Origin of the sequence: Winogradskyella luteola (assembly GCF_019203985.1) — a bacterium.
Classification (GTDB): Bacteria; Bacteroidota; Bacteroidia; order Flavobacteriales; family Flavobacteriaceae; genus Winogradskyella; species Winogradskyella luteola.
In genome coordinates, this window is record NZ_JAGSPD010000022.1 from 1 (window position 1) to 20,730 (window position 20,730).

19 protein-coding genes are annotated in these 20,730 nt (G+C 32.3%); 13 read left to right on the plus strand and 6 right to left on the minus strand.

Annotated features, from left to right (window positions below; genetic code table 11):
* The first annotated feature begins 429 nt into the window (after positions 1–429).
* The 6 genes from KCG49_RS15920 (at position 430) to KCG49_RS15940 (ending at position 4,509) form a co-directional block, all read left to right on the plus strand.
* Positions 430–717, plus strand: coding sequence for a hypothetical protein (locus KCG49_RS15920; RefSeq protein WP_256260044.1), 288 nt, complete (start codon positions 430–432; stop codon positions 715–717).
* A gap of 132 nt (positions 718–849) precedes the next feature.
* A complete protein-coding gene (locus KCG49_RS15925; protein WP_218547926.1) occupies positions 850–2,229 on the plus strand; it encodes a S41 family peptidase in 1,380 nt (459 codons plus the stop codon).
* Between the two features lie 570 nt (positions 2,230–2,799).
* Positions 2,800–2,922: a hypothetical protein gene (locus tag KCG49_RS16510; RefSeq protein WP_256260045.1), complete on the plus strand. Its 123-nt coding sequence runs from the start codon at positions 2,800–2,802 to the stop codon at positions 2,920–2,922.
* 38 nt (positions 2,923–2,960) lie between these two features.
* Entirely contained in the window at positions 2,961–3,605 is a 645-nt protein-coding gene (locus tag KCG49_RS15930) for a spermidine synthase (RefSeq protein WP_218547928.1), read from the plus strand.
* A gap of 26 nt (positions 3,606–3,631) precedes the next feature.
* The gene (locus KCG49_RS15935; RefSeq protein WP_218547930.1) at positions 3,632–4,153 is read left to right on the plus strand and encodes a DinB family protein; all 522 of its coding nucleotides are present in this window, start codon (positions 3,632–3,634) and stop codon (positions 4,151–4,153) included.
* A gap of 5 nt (positions 4,154–4,158) precedes the next feature.
* Positions 4,159–4,509 (plus strand): hypothetical protein, encoded by a 351-nt coding sequence (locus KCG49_RS15940; protein WP_218547931.1) that lies wholly within the window; start codon positions 4,159–4,161, stop codon positions 4,507–4,509.
* 6 nt (positions 4,510–4,515) lie between these two features.
* Here KCG49_RS15940 and KCG49_RS15945 read toward each other — a convergent pair whose 3' ends face one another.
* A complete protein-coding gene (locus tag KCG49_RS15945; RefSeq protein ID WP_218547933.1) occupies positions 4,516–4,998 on the minus strand; it encodes a CBS domain-containing protein in 483 nt (160 codons plus the stop codon).
* 112 nt (positions 4,999–5,110) lie between these two features.
* On the opposite strand from KCG49_RS15945, the gene KCG49_RS15950 reads away from it, so the two are divergent.
* The gene (locus tag KCG49_RS15950) at positions 5,111–5,920 is read left to right on the plus strand and encodes an NAD(P)-binding domain-containing protein (protein WP_218547935.1); all 810 of its coding nucleotides are present in this window, start codon (positions 5,111–5,113) and stop codon (positions 5,918–5,920) included.
* An 89-nt stretch (positions 5,921–6,009) separates the two neighbouring features.
* Entirely contained in the window at positions 6,010–6,714 is a 705-nt protein-coding gene (locus KCG49_RS15955) for a hypothetical protein (protein WP_218547936.1), read from the plus strand.
* Between the two features lie 75 nt (positions 6,715–6,789).
* Here KCG49_RS15955 and KCG49_RS15960 read toward each other — a convergent pair whose 3' ends face one another.
* A complete protein-coding gene (locus KCG49_RS15960; RefSeq protein WP_218547937.1) occupies positions 6,790–8,856 on the minus strand; it encodes a M13 family metallopeptidase in 2,067 nt (688 codons plus the stop codon).
* Positions 8,857–8,953: 97 nt separating this feature from the next.
* The gene (locus KCG49_RS15965; protein ID WP_218547939.1) at positions 8,954–9,481 is read right to left on the minus strand and encodes a hypothetical protein; all 528 of its coding nucleotides are present in this window, start codon (positions 9,479–9,481) and stop codon (positions 8,954–8,956) included.
* A 169-nt stretch (positions 9,482–9,650) separates the two neighbouring features.
* Here KCG49_RS15965 and KCG49_RS15970 point away from each other — a divergent pair, with 169 nt between their 5' ends.
* The 5 genes from KCG49_RS15970 to KCG49_RS15990 all read left to right on the plus strand — a co-directional run bounded on the left by KCG49_RS15970 (position 9,651) and on the right by KCG49_RS15990 (position 16,105).
* Positions 9,651–10,601, plus strand: a complete 951-nt coding sequence (locus KCG49_RS15970) for an NAD-dependent epimerase/dehydratase family protein (RefSeq protein WP_218547941.1) — start codon at positions 9,651–9,653, stop codon at positions 10,599–10,601.
* A 323-nt stretch (positions 10,602–10,924) separates the two neighbouring features.
* Entirely contained in the window at positions 10,925–11,509 is a 585-nt protein-coding gene (locus tag KCG49_RS15975) for a DUF4136 domain-containing protein (RefSeq protein WP_218547943.1), read from the plus strand.
* A 506-nt stretch (positions 11,510–12,015) separates the two neighbouring features.
* Positions 12,016–12,816: a helix-turn-helix domain-containing protein gene (locus KCG49_RS15980; protein WP_218547945.1), complete on the plus strand. Its 801-nt coding sequence runs from the start codon at positions 12,016–12,018 to the stop codon at positions 12,814–12,816.
* A 74-nt stretch (positions 12,817–12,890) separates the two neighbouring features.
* On the plus strand, positions 12,891–15,788 hold the full coding sequence (locus KCG49_RS15985; protein WP_218547947.1) for a M16 family metallopeptidase: 2,898 nt from the start codon (positions 12,891–12,893) through the stop codon (positions 15,786–15,788).
* 173 nt (positions 15,789–15,961) lie between these two features.
* On the plus strand, positions 15,962–16,105 hold the full coding sequence (locus KCG49_RS15990; protein WP_218547948.1) for a transposase: 144 nt from the start codon (positions 15,962–15,964) through the stop codon (positions 16,103–16,105).
* A 152-nt stretch (positions 16,106–16,257) separates the two neighbouring features.
* Here the strand turns inward: KCG49_RS15990 and KCG49_RS15995 are convergent, their stop codons facing one another.
* From KCG49_RS15995 to KCG49_RS16005, 3 genes are all read right to left on the minus strand, one after another.
* A complete protein-coding gene (locus tag KCG49_RS15995) occupies positions 16,258–17,313 on the minus strand; it encodes a TlpA disulfide reductase family protein (protein ID WP_218547949.1) in 1,056 nt (351 codons plus the stop codon).
* Between the two features lie 511 nt (positions 17,314–17,824).
* Positions 17,825–18,055, minus strand: coding sequence for a hypothetical protein (locus tag KCG49_RS16000; protein ID WP_218547951.1), 231 nt, complete (start codon positions 18,053–18,055; stop codon positions 17,825–17,827).
* 526 nt (positions 18,056–18,581) lie between these two features.
* Positions 18,582–20,489: a metallophosphoesterase family protein gene (locus KCG49_RS16005; protein WP_218547953.1), complete on the minus strand. Its 1,908-nt coding sequence runs from the start codon at positions 20,487–20,489 to the stop codon at positions 18,582–18,584.
* Positions 20,490–20,730 lie beyond the last annotated feature (241 nt).

The following is a 20,730-nucleotide window of genomic DNA, read 5'->3' on the forward strand; positions in this document are numbered from 1 at the left end:
AACTAAGCTATAATTAACTCGAATTAATTAACTTTAGACTACGGCGGAAAATGACTCGCATACTTTCCCTCAACTAATCATACACAAAACCATTGCAATAATATGGCAGAACACGACGAAAAAAAGAATGAATTGAATAAGAGTGAAATTCTGACAAACTTATTATGGTTTGCTTTTGGAGTAATTGGTGGAATCCATTACTATTCAAAATCGGAATATTTGATTTGCGGAATTATGTTTTTAGTCGGGATTTTATACGTATACCAGTTAATTAAATCAATAGCAAGAAAATGAAAAGAATACACTTTGGAAATTTGAATAAAAAGAGTCGTTGGATTTTTATTACCCCTGATTTTCGTTGGATTATTTTTAATAATAAATGGAGCATTTAATTTTATTGAATTTGAGAACCCAAAAGCACATAAGTATTTGAATGCTTTAGGATACGTAATTGTTTTCGGATTTAGTACGCAGATGTTTTGGTATAAAAATTACGTTCAATGGAACAGTAGAGGAATGCTAATACGAATTAAATCATTTTTAGGAAAAAATATAAAATTTAAAGAAATCACATCATCTGAATTGATAAACAAAAAACTGATTTTAAAAACTGTTTACGGAAATAGTATTGAATTTGATTTGAGTGAAATTGTGGAATCTGACTTGGAAAAACTATATGAAATAATCAGAAAAAATACTATTGCCGAAAATGTATAACCGTAATTCCGAGTGGATTCGGACGTAGTCGAATCTACTCGGAATTGCTAACGTCAGTACTTAAACAAAAATTGACTCATATTAATTCGTAACTGACGGTTATACAATACCGCTAAAGTCAATCTAAAAAAAATGAAATTAAAAAACTGGAGCTTTTTGCTAATCATTTTGCTCGTATTCTATTCTTCTTATGGACAAAAACAAGAGATTGATAATCAACTTTATGGTACCTGGAATTCAATTGGCTACGGACAACAGTTAAAGATTTCAAAAAAACATGCAACACTCTACGATACCTACGAGAGTGTATGTAACCTAAACACAAAATTACCAGTAGCTTATTTAGAAGAATTCTATAACTTAACCAAATTGACAAAAGATAGTTTGCAGCTAGAAGTTGGTTTTACAAAATACAATTTCATACGCTCTCAAGAAGCAAAACCTTGTACGAAAAACAAAAACAACCCTTTATCAAATTTCGATGCATTATGGCAAACCTTCAATGAAAACTACGCATTTTTTGATTTAAGGACAATTGACTGGAAATATATAAAGCGCAAGTATCGTAAGCAGTTATCAAAAAAATCAACGGATTTTGAACTCTACAAAGTGCTTAATGAAATGATTTCAGAATTAAACGATGGACACGCATCTATCGAAATACCTGAATCTTTAGAGAGTCAAATTGATGAAAATAATAAAGATAGTGATGACTTACGTAAAAAAGTGATTTATGCTATAAACCAAAAATATATTACTGAGCATAAAACATACAATAAAGGACTTATAAATTGGGGACTTGTAAACGATAACGTTAGTTACATTCAATTTAATGACTTTGAAGATTTGGCAAATTATAATATTTCTAACGACCTGACAACCGAGCAATTTGCTGACGAATATTGGGAAAAAGCAGACGAAAGTGTAAATTACACAAAAGATGTTTTAGTAAGTTTTAAAGAGCAAATGGAAATTATCTATGATGACATTAAAAACACTAAATCCTGTATAATAGATGTACGTTTTAATGGCGGTGGATTTGACCAAGTCGGATTAGAAATTTTAAGCTACTTTACAAATAATAAAATAATGGCTTTTTCTAAAAAAGCAAGATCGGGAAATGGATTCACAGAGTCTCAAAACATTTACATTGGCCCAAATGGGAAAAACTACAAAGGAAGTTTGTACATACTAACAAGTCCTCAAACAGCTAGTGCAAGTGAAATATTTGTATTAGCATCACAGAGTATTGAAAACGTTATCACAATTGGTTCAAATACAGAAGGAATACTATCTGACGTACTCTCCAAAAGGTTACCGAATGGCTGGGAATATGGACTATCTAATGAAGTTTATCTTAGCGTAAATGGAATTAGCTATGAAAAGATAGGAATTCCTACAAACTATGATTTGGACTATGTAAGAGACACAAAAGAATTTTATAACAGTCTATTATTAGAGTTGAAAACCAAAGACAGAGCCATCGAAAAAGTTATTGAATTGAGTGAGTAAAGACGACCTCTAAATGACTATAAATAATTACTTGTTCTTGAAAAAATCAGAAAAACATAAAATAAGAATTATTCTATAACAGCTAGATGTCCTTTCATTGCATAAAAAAGAGCATTCAGTTTAGAATGCTCTTTTTGATTTGGATTAATCAATTCTCTTAAATAAGACCTAATTATTAAGTTATTCAAACTTATATAATTTATTCCTTCACAACAGGAAATCTGTCCTTTCAAGCTAATTTTTTTATTTTTAGGACACGTGTTCGGTTTGTCGCAAATACTAAAAAGATTATATCAAGTCATCTAAAAAAAAGAGCACTCTTTTTTGAATGCTCTTTCTTGATTTGGATTAATCAATTCTCTTATTAAATCAGTCCCTATTAATAAGTCAATCCAAACCTATATAATTTATAAGCCCAAAATAAGAATCTGTTTTTTTAAGCTAAAATTTTTATTTTTTGAACACATGGCAATTTATGGCAAACTGTGTATAGGTCACTAAATGTTTGTTGTTCTTAAAGTTTATTATACTTTTAAGTGGAATAATATAATTATATCTATTAGCCAATATTTGAATGAATTATTTGAAACCAATACATCAGAATCTGATCTCAATGGTTTAGAAATGGCATTTAATGCAACAAAATTTCAAATAGAACTAATGAATAAATACTGTATAGTTATTGATAATTAATATCATAAAAGCATTAAAATCAGCTTGCTTTTCTTTAAATGAAACAACTCCTCAGCTACATTTTGCCTATTACAAAAACTGTAGAGTCTAAGTATAGTGGCACTTTAGAAATTACGTGGCATAACGGCAAAAAGCATCTTAACTCAAAAAATGCCAATTACAGTTATGGTTCTTTACAACGTATTTTAAAATATGGGTTGGACAAAATAAATCTATCCCAAATCGATACTGTATTAATTCTAGGTATGGGAGGCGGAAGTGTTATTGAAACATTAAGGCAAGACTTTAACTATAGTAAATCTATTACTGCAGTAGAAATTGACCCTATAATTATTGAAATAGCCAATACCGAATTTGGTATTTCAGAAAACGAAAATTTAAAAATTCACTGTGCTGATGCCTTAGAATTTGTAAAGTATACCACTAAAAAATTCGATTTAATCATCGTAGACCTTTATATAGATCTTTCTGTCCCCAGTCAATTTCTTTCCGAAACATTTTGGGACGATATCCTTAAACTAAAATCCTCTAAAGGAGATATTATCTTTAATGCATCCGTAAAAAATTCCAAAAACAAAACACTAAAACAACTTATTGAGTATTTAAAAACAAAAATTTATAAGGTTGAAGTTTTTGAAAAAGTAAACAATACCAATACGTTAGTTGTTCTAAAACGTTTGTAAGCGAATATTTTGTAACTTGGCTTTATATGGAATATAGTATTGGCAAAGGCATTGAAATTTTAGAACAAACACCAAAAACCTTAAAGTCTTATTTGGGGAATCTTTCCGATGATTGGATTTTTTGTAATGAAGGAACTGGCACTTGGAGCGCTTACGACATTGTCGGGCATTTAATCCATGGAGAAAAAACAGATTGGATACCACGAGTACATATTATTTTGAACAATTCTGGTCAGAAGGTTTTTCAGCCCTTTGATAGGTTTGCCCAGTTTGAAGCTTCAAAAGGAAAATCACTCTCCAATTTACTTGATGAATTTGATACTTTGAGACAGAACAACCTCAATACATTAAAAGATCTAAATCTATCTAACGATCAATTACAATTTAAAGGTATTCATCCAGAATTGGGTGAAGTGACCTTGTCACAATTATTAGCAACTTGGGTCACACACGATTTAGGGCATATTGCACAAATAAGTCGGGTAATGGCAAAGCAATACAAGACCGAAGTCGGATCCTGGATAGACTATATTTCAATTCTAAACTAATCACTATGAAAAGACAATGTCCAGAATGTGGGGATAGAATTATTGGTAGAATAGATAAAAAATTCTGTAGTGATGGCTGTAGAAATACACACAACAACCGCATCAATAAAGATTCTAAAAACCTAATTAGGAACACCAACAACCGATTACGAAAAAATTACAGGATTCTCGAAGCTTTAAACCCCAATAAAAAAACCAAATGCTCAAGAGCAAAAATGATAGAAAAGGGCTTTGACTTTAATTACTTTACAAGTATTTATAAAACCAAAGCCGGTACTATCTATTACTTTGTATACGACCAAGGCTATCTACCTTTAGAAGGTGAGTATTATGCATTGGTAAAACGCGATGACTAATAATTTTTACTTTTTCGTTTTACTGTTCCAATTTTCACCTTTAAGCTGTAATGCGGCTTTTAAAATATCTTTTTGACTAATCTGCCCAACCAATTTGCCATTTTCTACAATCGGGAAACGTCGTCTCTTAGACTGTAAAAATTTATTGGCCGCATCAAACACATCCATATTACCATCAATGGTTTCTACATCTGTGGCCATTCGTTTTTCTACATTATCGTGTTCTAGAGGCATATTATAATATCGGCTTTCGCTAAGTTGCTTTAGACAATCACCTTCTGAGATAATACCAACCAGTTCACGTTGGTTATTTACCACGGGACCACCAGATATTTTGTGCTTTATGAGAGACTCAACCACTTCTTGTACAGATTGGTCGGGTTTAAACGTTATAAGATTAGTGGTCATATAATCTTTCACTTTCAATGCCACTTGCTCGTTAGTACTTTGTTGTTGCTTTCGCGAACCTTGAAAACTTTTTATTCCCATAACGATATATTTTTAGAGTGAATCTTAAAGTTACTGAAAATTAATTGGTTAACAAAATACTGAGCCTTTGGTCTAATATTCTGTATTTTTATCGTTAAGAACTAAACTGAAATTGAAAAAGCAAATAAGTGTTATCGGCTGCGGATGGCTTGGGTTTCCTTTAGCCAAAAAATTGATTGAAGAAGGTTGCACAATTAAGGGTTCAACTACGTCTAAGGATAAGTTAGAAAAACTCAAAAAAGCTTCTGTTGATGCCTATATCGTTACGTTGAACGAAAATGGCATCTCAGGAGATTATACCGAATGCTTAGCTAAAAGCGAAACGGTAATCATTAATATTCCGCCAGGACTGCGAAAGCATCCATCAAAAAATCATATTGTTGAACTAAAGCATTTAGTATCCGCCATCGAAAATCAAAGCATTAAAAACGTGCTTTATATCAGCTCTACTTCTGTTTTTAAGGATGAAGTCCATTGTCCTATAATTGGAGAAAATACAGCGCCAAATGCCACTTCAAATTCAGCAAAACAGTTAATTGCTATTGAGCAAATGCTTCAAGCCAATACCAATTTCAAAACTACTATTCTTAGATTTGGAGGTTTATTTGATGCAGAGCGGCATCCTGCTAAATTTTTGTCAGGAAGAAAAAACATTTCAAATCCAAATGCACCAATCAACTTAATCCATAAGGAAGATTGTATCGCCATCATTTCAGGTTTAATAAAACAAAATATTTGGAATATCTCGCTTAACGCTGCGCATCCTCAACATATGAATAAACAAAGCTATTATACAACATATAGCAAACGTTATAACTTACCCTTACCAAGCTTTAATTTCACAGAAAAAAGCAAAGGAAAACAAGTGGACAGTTCTAAATTGGTACAGCTTTTGAAATATAGTTTTAAACAGGCACCTTAGAAATTAATGGATAACCGTATAATTAATAGTTTTTTAAGACGTAAATCCTTAAATTTTTATAGTTTTAGCCCTTTAAATATAGAACACAAATGAAACAGATTACAATTGCAGTTATTATGCTATTCTCGGTAAGTAGTTTTGCCCAGTCTAATGCAGATTTAAAAGCTCATTACGAAGCTTATTACCAGCAAATGAAAAAACAAGGTGATGTACAAGGTATAATCAATGCTATGACGCATCTTAATATTTTAGAGCCATCCGTTGCCAGACAAGACACATTAGCTTATTTGTACCTTTCTGAAAGCAAATACATGCAGGCATTGAACACCATTGGTGTTGAAAAAAATGCTACGGATTCTGATATCAATGTTGAAGTAAAAGCAGTAGCGCTTAAAAATTTGAATCAACCTAAACTCGCTTTAGAGCAGTTTGAAGTGCTTTTTGCACGTAAGCCCAACGTATACTTAGCTTATGAAATGGCTGATATGAAACTACAGACCAGCGATATCGCAGGTGCCAAGAGTAATATTGAATATGGTTTAGCCAACGTAAAAGATGATATGAAACGTGCTTTTTACGAAACACAGCAACCATATGAAACCTCGATGAAGGCAGCTTTATTGTACTTAAAAGGTATAATGTTGTATTCGGAAAACAAAACAAATGTTGATACCGCCATTAAACTAATGAATGATGCCCTAGCAATTGACCCTAACTTTAATATGGCAAAAGTATCTCGTCAGGCTCTAGAAAATCAAAAAGCACAACAAGCAGCAGCCGCACAAAAGAACTAAAAAAAGATAAAAATATATTTATACAAAAAATGCTGCTCAATGAGCAGCATTTTTATTTTTGTCTATATTAATTTATTACCAGATTCTAACACGTTTTTCTGGTTCTAAGTACATGGCATCTCCTTCCTTAATATCAAATGCTTCGTAAAAGGCATCTATATTTTTTAAAGGTTGTGTTGCTCTAATATGACCAGGTGAATGTGGATCTGTATTAATTTGCGTTCTTAAGGCTTCATCTCTAATCAAGGTTCTCCAAACTGTTGCCCAAGACATAAAGAAACGTTGTTCTGGTGTAAACCCATCAATGTTATCTGGTCTTCCGTTTTCTTCAAAGTGCAACTGTAATCCATCGTAAGCACCAAGTACGCCACCTAAATCACCAATGTTTTCACCCAAAGTAAATGGTCCGTTTACATAAACGCTATCTAAAACCTCAATAGCAGAATATTGATCTGCTAAAGCTTTTCCTCGTTTTTCAAATTCCTTTAAATCTTCGTCAGTCCACCAATTGTTTACATTACCATCACCATCAAAACGAGCGCCAGAATCATCAAATGCATGAGAGATTTCATGACCGATTACTGCTCCAATACCGCCATAATTAACAGCTTCGTCAGCAGTATAATTATAAAAAGGTGGTTGTAAAATTGCAGCTGGAAAAACAATCTCATTATTTAATGGATTAAAATAAGCATTGACCATTTGTGGTGGCATTCCCCATTCACTTTTATCAACAGGCTCATTAATCTCCTCTAAATTTTTCTTTTGGGACCAATGCCCTACAGCCAGCATGTTCTCAGCATAAGAATTGCCCTCTTTTACTTGCAGATCAGAATAATCTTCCCACTCATCAGGGTATGCTATTTTAACCGTAAATTTATCTAATTTTTCAACGGCTTTTTTCTTTGTTTCTTCACTCATCCAATCTAACTTGGTAATACGGTTTTGAAACGCAGTAATTACATTTGCAATCATTTTTTCTGCTTTTTCTTTAGCCTCAGGTGGAAACTTTGCCTGTACATATAATTGACCAACAGCTTCACCCACACTACCATCTACTGTGCCTAAAGCACGCTCATCCGCAGGACGCATTTTTTTAGATCCGTTGAGTGTTTTTCCGTAAAATTCCCAATTCGCTTTTTCAATTTCGGTAGTTAAGAATCCTGCAGCACCATTTAATGTGCTCCAATCCATAAGGGTTTTTATATCTTCAATTGAAGTCGACTTTAAAAATGCATCCATAGCTTTCATATACTTTGGTTGCATAACCAATAATGTGTCGACTTTCTTTTCAATACCCATATCGTCCATAAACTTTTGCCAATCGATAGATGGTACCATCTCTTGCAAATCTGTGAGTGCTGTTGGGTTATTAAAGTTTCTTATATCTCTACTTGCTACTTTATCTAATCGTGGTTCAGCTAACTGCGTTTCCATTGCTAAGATTTTCTCAGCGGCAGTACGTGCATCTGTTTCAGTATAATTAACATATTGTAGCATTCTCGTTATATGATCAACATATTTGCCTCTGATCTCTTTGGTCTTTTCGTCTTGATCTAAATAGTAATCGCGCTGTAAACCCAAACCAGCAGGAAAAACCCAAGCTGTATTCATGCTACTATCGTTAAGATCTGGATTAGACCCAATGCCAACAAATGGTGCACCAATGCCAAGCGTTGAAGCAAATACGGTTTGCATATCGTTAAGGTTATTAATACCATCTATCTTATCTAATAATGGCTGTAATGGCTTAGTACCAGCTTCATTACGGGCAATGGTATCTAGCTCAGATTCAAAAATCAAAAGTGCTTTTTGTTGATCAGAGCCCTCTTTATAAGTGCCCAATTCCTTTGAAGTGTTTAATATCTCCAACACATCTTGTCTGGTAGATTTACGTAACACCCCGAATCCTCCCCAACGCGATTCGTCGTCTGGGATTGCATTGGTTTCCATCCATTTACCGTTAACGTAATTGTAAAAGTCTTCTTTAGGACTTATTGTTGTGTCCATGTTTTCCAGAATAATTCCGGGGATTTTTTCTTCCGCCATGGCAGTGTCTTTCTTGGCTTCGTCTTTACATCCTAAAACAGTAAAGAAAGCCAAAGCTGATAGCGCTAGTACGCGACCCAAATTGGTTTTCATAATTTGATTTGATTAATTCGAATTAAAAGTAATTATAAATAAGACCGTTAATCCACTGAAACGTTACAACTTAACAAAACTTTAAGATTAATATAGATTAGTATTCAGCCTTAATTTTATTGTATTTATCGCGTTCTAATTTCTTATTGATTTGATAGTTAAGATTTGAAAACGCAATCAGAACCTCTTTTACACTTTCTAGTTTTAAGTTGTCGTCAATGTTATCTAAAGTCAGATTTTCATTGAGTCTATAAAGCGAAGTCTCAATAATAGCCATTCTAGATATAATCGGGTTGGTTTTAAAATTTGTGGGCAATGCGAGTTTAAATTCCTCAATAAACGTTCTAAGCAAGTCTTTGTCACCATTAAAAAAAGACAAATCAGCTTTTTTTAGATAATTGATTTGAATTGCCAACTCTTGGTATTTTTCCCAATTAGCTACTGCCTTTTCTGCACCTGAACTTAACACGTAATCCGTATAGTTAAAGTTTTCTATAGCCTTTGCGGTTATTACTGTTTTTTGGTTTGTGGTTTCTGCCTCAGCTTTATCTTCCTTAGCGTTGTCAGTACCACAACTTATCAACATTAAAAAACATATGCTTAGAAGTATTAATCCGATCTTCATAGGTTATATAATTTGTCTGTAAATATACTTAAACTATAATTCTAGGTTTGTAGTATATCCTAAAATTAAGATTATCAACTTCTTAAACAATTCATCTTTTTTATGAGAAAAATACTATTTCCGCTTCTAATTTCTTAGTATTTTTGAGGATACTCTAATCTTGAATAGAATGGCTTCTAAAATACTAATCATTGGTGCTTGTGGACAAATAGGAACTGAGCTGACCACAGCACTACGGGAAATCCATGGCGTTAACAATGTTATTGCAAGTGATATCAATACCAGAAAGTTAGACCTCGTATATTCTGGTCCTTTTGAGATAATTGATGCCAAGAATTTTAATGCTATTAAGGATTGTTGTGTCAACCATAATATTGACACGGTTTATCTTATGGCTGCTTTACTTAGTGCCACAGGTGAAAAATACCCGATGGAAGCTTGGGATCTTAATATGAACTCTCTTTTCCATGTCCTTAATTTAGCAAAAGGAGGCACTATAAAAAAAGTATATTGGCCAAGTAGTATTGCGGTTTTTGGCCCAACAACTCCAAGTGAAAATACACCTCAGCATACCATATGCGAACCGACAACCGTTTACGGCATAACCAAGCAAGTGGGCGAGCGTTGGTGTGAATACTACCATAAAAAATATGGAGTTGATGTGCGTAGCATTCGCTATCCAGGAATTATAAGTCATAAGGCAATGCCAGGTGGAGGCACAACAGATTATGCTGTTGAAATCTATCACGAGGCGATAAAAAAAGGAAGTTACAAATGTTTTTTATCCGAAAACACAAGCTTACCTATGATGTTTATGGACGATGCCATAAAAGCCACTACAGATTTGATGGCTGCCAATTCTAAAGATTTAACCATTAGATCTAGTTATAATCTATCTGCGATTAGTTTTACTCCAAAAGATATTTTTGAAAGTATTAAATCCCAAATGCCAGAATTTACAATCACCTATAAGCCTGATTTTAGACAGGCTATTGCAGACTCTTGGCCGTCTTCAATTGATGACAACATCGCTAGAAAAGATTGGGGCTGGAAGCATAACTATGATTTAGATACCATGACAAAAGTGATGTTAAAGGAGTTGAAAAAGAAATATGACTAACTAGAAACCGAAGTTTATGCATCAATATAAAGAAGCTTTTGAAAAGTGTTATTCTTAATGACAAAACTAAACACTCTTTAAGCAGTCTCTTTTAGTCCTCTAGATAATCTTCAGTACAAATTTAAAGTAGTATCAAGTACATTTCATGAACTTAAACAGATGAGTTTAACAGAAAAATAACAAACTCCATAGCGTTGATAATCAATTAAATATTATTTTTATAGTCCATATTATTCCGAAAAAATATCGGACAGTCTTACTAACTATCATATATCAATCGTGTTTTAAAACATACATTAACTAAAATTGATAATTAAGACGCTATGAAAAAAATATCAAAATGTTTACTCGTTATAGGATTACTTATTCTAGTAAGTTGTGCTTCTAATGTTAAGACAAAAAAATATACGGACGAAGATTTTAAGAATTTTAAAACGTTTGCCTATTTGCCTAACACCGCATTTGATACAGATGAGTTCAATAACGGTTCTGATAAATCAATTGAAGAATCTTTAATTGCTGTAATGAATGACAAAATGGTTGAAAAAGGATTCTCGGTGAATAGGGATAATCCTGATTTACTGGTTTTGTTGACAACTTCTAACGAGATTAAAAGTAATTTACAAAACAGAAATAATTTTGAACAAGCACCTATTGGCGGTGGTAACTCCAACAGTCCAAATTATGCTTCAGTAAGTTCTACTGATTACAAAAGATATTACAGTAAAGGAGAGGAAGAGATAAGTAATAGGCCTTACAAAAAAGGAACTTTAATTGTCGAGGTTTTTAACAGAAAATCCAAAGAATTGATATGGGTCGGTATTGCAGAAGATTTTAAAGCACATATTTCGGATCAGACATTAATGACACGAATGATAAATGAGGTTTTTAAAGAATTTCCCAGATAATGATTTTTCAATGATATATAGTTGTTGGTGAAAGGTGTAAACCAATATTCACCTCAATAAATTAGAAATCATTTTATTGATAATCGTTAACTTAAAAGTTAAACAGGCTCTTATTTAAGAGTCTGTTCTTGTTTTCTAAAATCACGAACGAGACTCTTAAATCCCCTAAAACAAGAGCTAAAAATCGCTTTGTGTTTCAAATTGACCTTAGCCTATTGGGGTAATTAAATACATGAAATCTGATTTGCCACCAAATCTCATTAGGGCATGACTTTAAAATAGAGTTCAAACAATTGAAATCCGTTTTTAATTTTGAAACAAAATGTTGCTATCGTAGGTTTGTATCGATTGTATTAATAACTTGTAAAAGAAATGAGACATAATTATTAATGACAATAACTGTTTATAAAATCAATAGTAGTATATAAAGATCATCTTACTTCTAGTTTAAAATAATTCCGAACTATTAACTAGGTATTAATAGTGAACTAGACAAAGCATTTATAATGAATTTAGACGTCGTATTTCCTAAAAGTACAGAGCTCAAAAAGTATATTAAGTATTTTTTATTTATTAAAAATGATCAAATTAATTATAACCGAAAGCATGTGAGTTATCCTAACACAAACTGTTGCTTAGGTTTACTTAAAGGAAGTAAGTTAATTACTGTTTCAAAAAATGAATATAAAATCACAGATTCTGATGGGTTTTACAGCTACTTAACGGGGATTTATGAACAACCCAAAACATTTCATTACATCGGTAAATTTGATGAAATCTGTATTGATTTTGAGCCATTAGGCATTGAAGCATTAACAGGTATTAAAGTATCAAATTTAAAATTTATAGATGAAGTTGTAGAGAATCAGTTTAATAGTTCTTGGAAAGAGATTTATAACTTTATTTACGCTACGGACAATATCTCTTTGAGAGCTGAACTCTTGGAAGATTTTTTTCTAAAAAAAATTAGTTTAAACCATCGAGACAAATTCATTCCCTTTAATGAAATTTTTGTAAACAAAATCTCTTACTTACAAAATGAGTTCAATCTTAGTTACAGATCAATTCACCGTCTTTACAAAGATAATTTAGGCCTATCCCCAAAACAGTTTATGAATATTTTAAGGTTCAGGAGCATTATTCAAAACAATAAGCACAAAAATGGGCACATGCTAGATTTAAACTATGGTTATTACGATCAAAGTCATTTAATAAGAGAGTTTAAGACTTTTACCAACCTTACACCAAGACAGTTTACACAAAGAGTAAGTTCCATTGAAAGTGCAGTTTGGATGGAAATTCAATAATTGGCAGATTTATCCTATCTAGTTTTAATGTTAGAATTTATTTTTGGATTCAACTAACATTGAAAACTTACCTTATGAAACGAAGTCACAAGCAATCCTTTTTTTTACTTTTTTTATTTCTCATTTTATTTAGTTGCAATTCCCAAAACTCTAACAATAGTCATTACAGTTACAAAAGCATAGATAATGGCCCATTTAAAGTAAAAACCTATACTCTAAAGAATGGCCTTGAAATTTTTCTTGTTCCAAAGAAAGACAAGCCTAGAATAGAGACAAGAATAATTGTTAGGGCTGGGAGTAATCAAGACCCTACCCATGCTAGAGGCTTAGCACATTATCTAGAGCATTTATTATTTAACGGTACTGATAAAATAGGAGCATTTAACTTTGAGAAGGAAAGACCATTATTAACGAAGATTGAAAACTTATTCGAAAAACATCGTAAAACGGATAATCTAGAGAAAAAAAAGGAGATATATGCTAAAATAGATAGTTTATCTTTTGAAGCATCAAAGTATTCTCGTCAAAGTGAATACTCAGATCTAATGATCGAAATGGGTATTGGTTTTTTAAATGCATTTACCAGAACAGACATAACAGGCTATATGAACAGTATACCTTCTAATCAACTAGAAAAATGGCTGACCTTAGAAGCAGAAAGATTTAAAAATCCTGTTTTTAGAGGCTTTCACACAGAGCTGGAAACGGTGTACGAAGAAATGAATGTTAGAACTCAAAACGGATATATACTAGCGTTAAATAAACTCAAAGAAAATACATTTAACAACAAACATTACCAAGCCATATTGGGTACGGCAGAAAGCCTTAAAAATCCGTCTTTATTAGAAACAAAAAAGTTTTACGATACTTATTATGTGCCAAATAATATGGCTATTATTCTTTCAGGCGATTTTGATATTGAGAATGTAATTCAACTAATTGAAACACATTTTGGCAAGATGGCTTACAAAACACTGCCTTCTGAAAAAAAACCTGCTACACCATTATTGACCTCAAATAAAAAAGCAACAATTTATACACCAGAAAAAGAATCAATATCAATGTATTACGTTTTAGAACCTTCAAACTCAGCAAATGCGCATATCGCTGAATTTGTAGAAATGTTATTTCTTAATGGAAATGTGGGTGTTGTTGATATTGGCGATGTTAATGCCAAGACCAATTGGTTCAATACATCTTATCAACATTACTATAAAAACTTTAGCACTCATTTTCTCGAAGGCGAACCTGTAGATGGGATAAGCCTAACAGAACTAGAGAACATTGTACTAAAGGATATAGATAGACTTAAAACTGGTGAATTTCCTGAATGGATGCTAAAAGCTACAGCAAACGATTTAAATAAGCGGTTTTTATCTATGGTAGATTCAAATTCTGGAATCGTTAGCATTATCACTGAAGCCTTTGCAAGAGGTATAGCAATTGAAGATGTTTTTGCAAAACAGCAAAAGTTTCACAACATTACTAAGCAAGACATAATACAGTTTACGAACAAGTATTATAATCATTATTCAATAGTTTATAAAAGACAAGGAGAAAATGATTTTCAAAAATTAGAAAAACCAAAAATTACGGCAATTAGTTCTGAGAATAGTACTAAAAATTCAGCCTTCGGAAAAAAAATAAAATCAATTGACGTCAGCCCAATTGAACCAAAACTTGTTGATTTTAACTCTGATCTTGAGCAAATTACTCTTAAAAACGGAACCATAGTCAATGTCGTAAAAAATGAAAATAACGATCTCTTTAATTTTAGACTTGTTTTTGACAACCATATTAGCAATGAATTAAAAATGTCTAGCAAGTATATTAAACAGGTAGGCACCAGCAACTATTCTTCAGAAGAATTAAAGACGGAACTTTACAAAATAGGTGCTGATTTTAATTTAGTAAGCAACAAAGATAACACTACACTTTTCATAAATGGAATATCTAAAAACTTAGAAAGAACTCTAGATTTAGTATTAGAATCTTTAGTCAACCTAAAAGAGGATAAAAAAACACTTAATTCACTGATAAAATCAGAACTGGATAAAATTGAAAATCAAAAAAACAATAGAAGTCAATTAATGACAAGAGCTTTAAACTTGGTTAATTATGGGCCAGAATATGCGTCAAAAATATCACTAACAAAAAGTGATTTGGATAAATTAGAAGCAAAGGAAATATTACAACAGGTGTCCAGACTTTTCAACAGAAAGCAAGAGATTTACTTTTATGGCTCTAAAAGTTCAAAAGAGCTTTTCGAGATATTCAATAAAAAATTTAATAATGATATTGTATCTGTTAACAATAAATCTGTTGTAACAAAAATTAAAAATCAGAACAACACTAATAATGTTTATTTGATAGACTATAAAAGCAAACAAATAGATATCTGCTTTACTGGTCAATTGAATACCTTCAACAAAAATAAGCATGGAATGTACATTTTATTTGAGAATTATTTTGACCAAGTAATCAATGAACAAATAAGAGAAACAAAGGGATTGGCATATAATGCATACAATACAATTGAATACCCAAAGTACTATTACAGCAATTACTATCATTATACAAGCGTAGGAACACAAACTGATAAATTCGAAGAAACACTGAGTATCAATAAAAATCTAATTGAGAACTTACCTATCGAAGAATCAACATTTAAAACAGTGAAGAAAAGACTTGAAACTTTATGGGGTTCTGGCAGAATTACAAAAAATGGTATCTTATATCATTATGAAAGAGCAAAAAATAGAGGCTTAGGTTATGATTATAGAGCACACTATATTAAAGGAATATCTGATGTGACTTTAGAAGATTTTCAAAAGTTTTACGAAGAATCAATAAAAAAACACAACTACAATCTTATACTTATTGGAGATTTAAATGAAATAGATCGGTCTAAGCTAAGTGAATATGGTAAAAATATTGAACTTAGTAAAGAAACTTTGTTCGGTGAGGATTAGCTCTGATTATTCAAGTGTTGCCCCAAATGGGTAATGATAGAAATCATTTAATAAAACACACAAAGCCCATAAGCGACAGCAAACAAAAATCTCACTTAATTTTTGAGTGAGATTTCTTTTACTCTTCTGATTACCTTACTATCAAACCAGTTCATCGCTTTGCAAAAAAGCGCATGGTGAGATGCTTAGGGTTTAAAGAATTTAAATCCGCCAAAAGAACTTTGTCTGGTATTGAAATGGTGCATATGATTAAGAAAGATCAATTGATTTCTAATAGAAAATCTATGTTTAAATCATTCTATGCTTTAGCTATTTAGAACAGTATTTAACAACTATATTAGATTTAAATTTATTAGATGCGACAGATACATAGTTTCAAATTAAAGATTATAAATAAAATTAAACATCCTTTAAAAAATTGTCCGACTTTTTGTTGCTGATCCACTTTTTTTAAAACATAATTCACACATTATTTTTCCAAAATTATTCTTTCTATTTCTTCTAAACTTTTATTGATGGCAATTATTTCTCCAGTTTCGTTTAGTAAATAGTTGAAAGGTATTGCATTTATTCCATAGCTATTTGCTATAAATTCTGATTCGTCCAATCCATTTTTCCAAGGTAATTTTTCTTTCTCTAAACCTTTTAGCCAATTTTGTTTACTCTTATCAATTGATATACTTACAATTTCAAAGTTATTTTTATTCATTCTTTTATACAAATCAATCATGGCTGGATGTTTTTTTATACAAGGTTGACACCATGACGCCCAAAAATCAATTAATATTTTCTTCCCTAATAATTGCTTAAATTTCAATGAATCACTTTTAGTACCTGTAATTGTAAAATTGATAAATGGGTCTCCTAATTTACTTTTTTCAAGCTGCAGTATTCCTCTTTCAATTACTTCTATTTCAGATTTTAGCTGAAAAGAACTATCTAAATAAGCATATATTTTCTTTAATTGGGCTAAATTGAAAATTTTATCTCCTTTGATGGCTTCATCGGCTACCAATGTCCCAACGATACTATTTTTCGGGTTATTATATGCTAATTCAGTAAGGTGATCAGCTACAAGATTATCAAAGTTTGGTTTGGATTTATTTTCCTTTTTAAATTTACGAAACTTAGCCACTAACTCATTTGATTTTGAACCTGATACACTATCAATATAAAAAAGATTGTAATTGGTATTGTTCTGATTGCTTTTATAAAATTGACCAGAAAGATAGATATCACTATTTTCTATATAAAACCCAACCGATGCAGATGGATCTTTTAAATATAAATAAGCCCTAGTAGGATACTTTAATTGTCCTTTAAATTCAAACTTTCCGTTTTTATCCACTAAAGCACTATCTTTAAAACTACCATAGCTCATATATATGTAATCTTGATAAGAACCATTTTTGGTTTCTTTTACCAAGCCATTAATATAGTATTGACTTTGGGGTTCTTCCTTTAGTTTAGAGCAACTAAATACAATAAAAATAAGTATTGCTGTATAGGTTAGTTTTTTAATCATGTTTTTATTCTTGTCCGAGTAAAGTCAGAGGTAAAAAAGTCAATATTAAAATCAGTTCTTTTTTCATTTAAGGGTTTCGTAGATATTGTGCACAACAGCCAAATATACGTATTGCTGTTATCATTATTCTAATTATGACGGTTATCCAAATTTACTTTAATTACATAAATATATGAAATTCAGGTAGTTTGTATATATCTATGTACAATAATAATTTTTGCAAAACGAATGTTGTGTCATTATGGGAACCGTACCATATTGTGCTTCCGAAAGCTTTTTGAGACTTAGGATACTTTGTTCAATGAATGTGTCATGTAACAGCGTGTGCATTTGCGCAGGCACAAGGCCATCGAATTCATCGTTGACATGCTCGTTATAATTGTTGATATAGGCCTATACCTGTTTTTTGATCTCGTCCAGAATCATATTAATTACTTAATTGAGCTATAAAAATACTTTTTTATGTAGAAAAAACACTTCATCGAGCAAAGTGTTTTTAGGTATTTGATTATTAATTTTTAAACCAAATCTCCTTGGCCTTTTCAAAACCGACCCACTTATGGCCCTCATCATGTCCACTAGTGGCCAGTTCATATCTGATGAACTTTTCAAGTGGAACCCTATGGGACAGAATGTACCGCAGGATCTCTCCGTGCATGACCGAGAACATGCCCTTGGTTTCTTCAAAGTGGGCCACGGGATCAACATCCTGCGAGAAATGCTTTATATGGTCATAGTCCATATCGGCATGGTCTGTATGGTAGTGTTTTAAAATAGGACACAACATCATATTAGAACTTAAATAACTGAAAAACAGTAATTAACAGAAGTATCAATTACTATTTTTCGTTGTTCATTGACCTATTGATAAAATAGAAAATCTTTTAGAACCTGTAAAATATGGGTTCTGTAAATCGTTATGTTTTAAATTAGGAGGCACTAATCGTTAAAACCGCGATAAAAGTGTTCCGAGTTGGAACAGTGTTGATATAAAGGAAGTTAGAGTAAGGCAGTTTAAAAAACTGCCTTACTCTTTTTTAAAGTTCTTTGTTTTATTGGAAATTGATTTTGAGAATTAGGATTTTAATTATTATGCTTTATAAGTTGATTCGTTTTCTTTATCAATTACTTTATCTATATGAGTTCCTAAATCCCAGGTAGTTTAATACTTCTCATTTTCTTCAAGTCATAGAAGTCGTAAAGAATGATGTTCAAAAAAGCGCATGTTTAACATGCGCTTTAAATAACCTTTATTTAATTAAATTCAACTACCTCTTCAAAAACCACACTGCAGGTACATTGGAATTTGTCGTCAGATATGTATCTGAATATCCTGTAGAAATATAAGGGCATAGATACTGGCCAGTGTGGTACTGATTTATAAAGTACAAAGGATCGTTCTGATGTATTTCCTTATCATCTGAAGGGAATACTTTTTTGACAATCCAATTCTGCTGTTTGTATCCTGGGGTATAATAGTACAATGATTTTGATGTGCTCCATGCTCCAAGGATATTATATTTACCCAGTCCATTTTCTAGAGATTTTATGGTAACTACATCTTCGTCCATTATTACTCCTGAACCACCTTGTATTTCTAGAAATACAGTTGTGGTGCCTATTATTGGGTAATACTGTGATCCATTTTTAAATGGAGCAATGAATCCAGCACTTCCTTCCAAATTAAGGTGGATCATCTCTCCGTAGTTGACTGTTGGCCCATAATCCTTCGGGGAAGTGGAAAGCTTCTCTTGAAAAAGTTCGGATACACCACCTGGTATAGGGTCGGGATTGACATCGCCCCATGATGGGTATTCATAATAAGTAGTAACCACCGAATCAGTTGGGTTATTTCGACCAGAAAAATCCAATACGGCGAAACCATGGTTGTAATAGCCGTTATCATGGGATAGCTTGATATCCTCAAACGGTACCTCTTGGTATTTTTGTTTGTATGGGTCATTGCTTGTCATTTCTTCATAGGCACTGGCACCTACAAGCCTACCTTTTGGTAGTCCAAACAAATTGTTTTTATAAATGACCTGATTGTGTTCGTGTCCCCAAAACCATGCAGCAACTTTATCACCAAAATAGTATCTAAAGTCATCCAGAAGGTATTTATTGAGGTACGGATACGAACCATATACCGATTCAAAACCATTTATTTTGGCATTTCCAGTAAATAGCTGATGATGTGACAATAGCACAGTGTTGCCTCCAAAGGTATCCAGCTTATCTCTATGCCATTGTGTTTCATTATTCTTCAGCTGAGGACCAGCATAAAACGTATTGAACTGATTGGCTGGGTTGCTGTCATCAAAACCAGTATCCATACCTAAGAACTGCCAGCCATTATCTTGAGTTTTTAGCTGAAAATAACTAGCAGGTTGAACAGCCGTTGGGGTATTCTCATTAAGCCCTAAAACCATGTCATAGTACCCATAGGCGAATGCATAGTAATCGTGATTACCTGGAATGGTAAAAACAGGTATCCTATCATAACTTTTAAAGACTTCGTCAAGTATGGCTGCAAAATTATTTATGCACTCACTTGGTGTGGCAGAATAGTAAATATCCCCTAAATGAATGATCACATCGGGATGGATATTCTCCATGATGTTATATAAAAGCCATTGAGCATCTGGCATTCCTGTACCCCAATCACCAATTATTGCCACTTTTGCGTCGTTTGGAATTTCATATTCGATGACCCCATAGTTAAATCCACCATTATCTTGCCATTTATTATATTTTAATACCCCACCATACTTAGCATAGTATTTGGCATAAGTTGTTGCGCAGGTTAAAAAACCTGGGTCTTTGTCACTGTACTTACGATATTGCCCCATAAGTTCTTCTTCGAGAGCTTCATTGTTTCTTGATTTTGCTTTGGCAATATGGAAGCAGAGTTCTGAAAGATATTGATTCAGATCATCGGTCGAATTAAGTGATTTCGGTTGTACAGATAACTCGAACTTAAGGACTGAATTTTCAATATCGCTTGACAGAACATAAGCATTGGTGGCTCGAATCATTGGGTGATCTTGAGCGTGAGCGGCAATAGTGTTCTCTCCCTTACTAGAGGATTTTAATTGCGATACGGCAAATTCTGAAATTACAGATTGCCAAAGTGACATTTCTTGGTTACGTACACGTACTGGTGGTGAAGATTTCATATATAGAGTTTTAAGTTACAACTGCTTGTAATTAAATAACTCTTAGGAGGTTAGGCTAAATATAGTGATTTTTAATTTACAAAACGTATATAATCATACTTATTATAAAAAAACATCCTCATAATGGGTAATGTAGTAGAACAGTGCTTTTGAAAAAAAAGCAGAAAATTTGATGTTGATTATCAATAGATTACAAGAAAAGAGGTTCTATCGCATCTAATACTACTAATTTAAGGAAATC

Bases quoted from the DNA above. Each gene is read 5' to 3' on its own strand.
- KCG49_RS15925 (WP_218547926.1), top strand. From the start codon at position 850: ATGAAATTAAAAAACTGGAGCTTTTTGCTAATCATTTTGCTCGTATTC.
- KCG49_RS15930 (WP_218547928.1), top strand. From the start codon at position 2,961: ATGAAACAACTCCTCAGCTACATTTTGCCTATTACAAAAACTGTAGAG.
- KCG49_RS15935 (WP_218547930.1), top strand. From the start codon at position 3,632: ATGGAATATAGTATTGGCAAAGGCATTGAAATTTTAGAACAAACACCA.
- KCG49_RS15940 (WP_218547931.1), top strand. From the start codon at position 4,159: ATGAAAAGACAATGTCCAGAATGTGGGGATAGAATTATTGGTAGAATA.
- KCG49_RS15945 (WP_218547933.1), bottom strand. From the start codon at position 4,998: ATGGGAATAAAAAGTTTTCAAGGTTCGCGAAAGCAACAACAAAGTACT.
- KCG49_RS15955 (WP_218547936.1), top strand. From the start codon at position 6,010: ATGAAACAGATTACAATTGCAGTTATTATGCTATTCTCGGTAAGTAGT.
- KCG49_RS15960 (WP_218547937.1), bottom strand. From the start codon at position 8,856: ATGAAAACCAATTTGGGTCGCGTACTAGCGCTATCAGCTTTGGCTTTC.
- KCG49_RS15965 (WP_218547939.1), bottom strand. From the start codon at position 9,481: ATGAAGATCGGATTAATACTTCTAAGCATATGTTTTTTAATGTTGATA.
- KCG49_RS15970 (WP_218547941.1), top strand. From the start codon at position 9,651: ATGGCTTCTAAAATACTAATCATTGGTGCTTGTGGACAAATAGGAACT.
- KCG49_RS15975 (WP_218547943.1), top strand. From the start codon at position 10,925: ATGAAAAAAATATCAAAATGTTTACTCGTTATAGGATTACTTATTCTA.
- KCG49_RS15980 (WP_218547945.1), top strand. From the start codon at position 12,016: ATGAATTTAGACGTCGTATTTCCTAAAAGTACAGAGCTCAAAAAGTAT.
- KCG49_RS15985 (WP_218547947.1), top strand. From the start codon at position 12,891: ATGAAACGAAGTCACAAGCAATCCTTTTTTTTACTTTTTTTATTTCTC.
- KCG49_RS15990 (WP_218547948.1), top strand. From the start codon at position 15,962: ATGGTGAGATGCTTAGGGTTTAAAGAATTTAAATCCGCCAAAAGAACT.
- KCG49_RS15995 (WP_218547949.1), bottom strand. From the start codon at position 17,313: ATGATTAAAAAACTAACCTATACAGCAATACTTATTTTTATTGTATTT.
- KCG49_RS16000 (WP_218547951.1), bottom strand. From the start codon at position 18,055: ATGGACTATGACCATATAAAGCATTTCTCGCAGGATGTTGATCCCGTG.
- KCG49_RS16005 (WP_218547953.1), bottom strand. From the start codon at position 20,489: ATGAAATCTTCACCACCAGTACGTGTACGTAACCAAGAAATGTCACTT.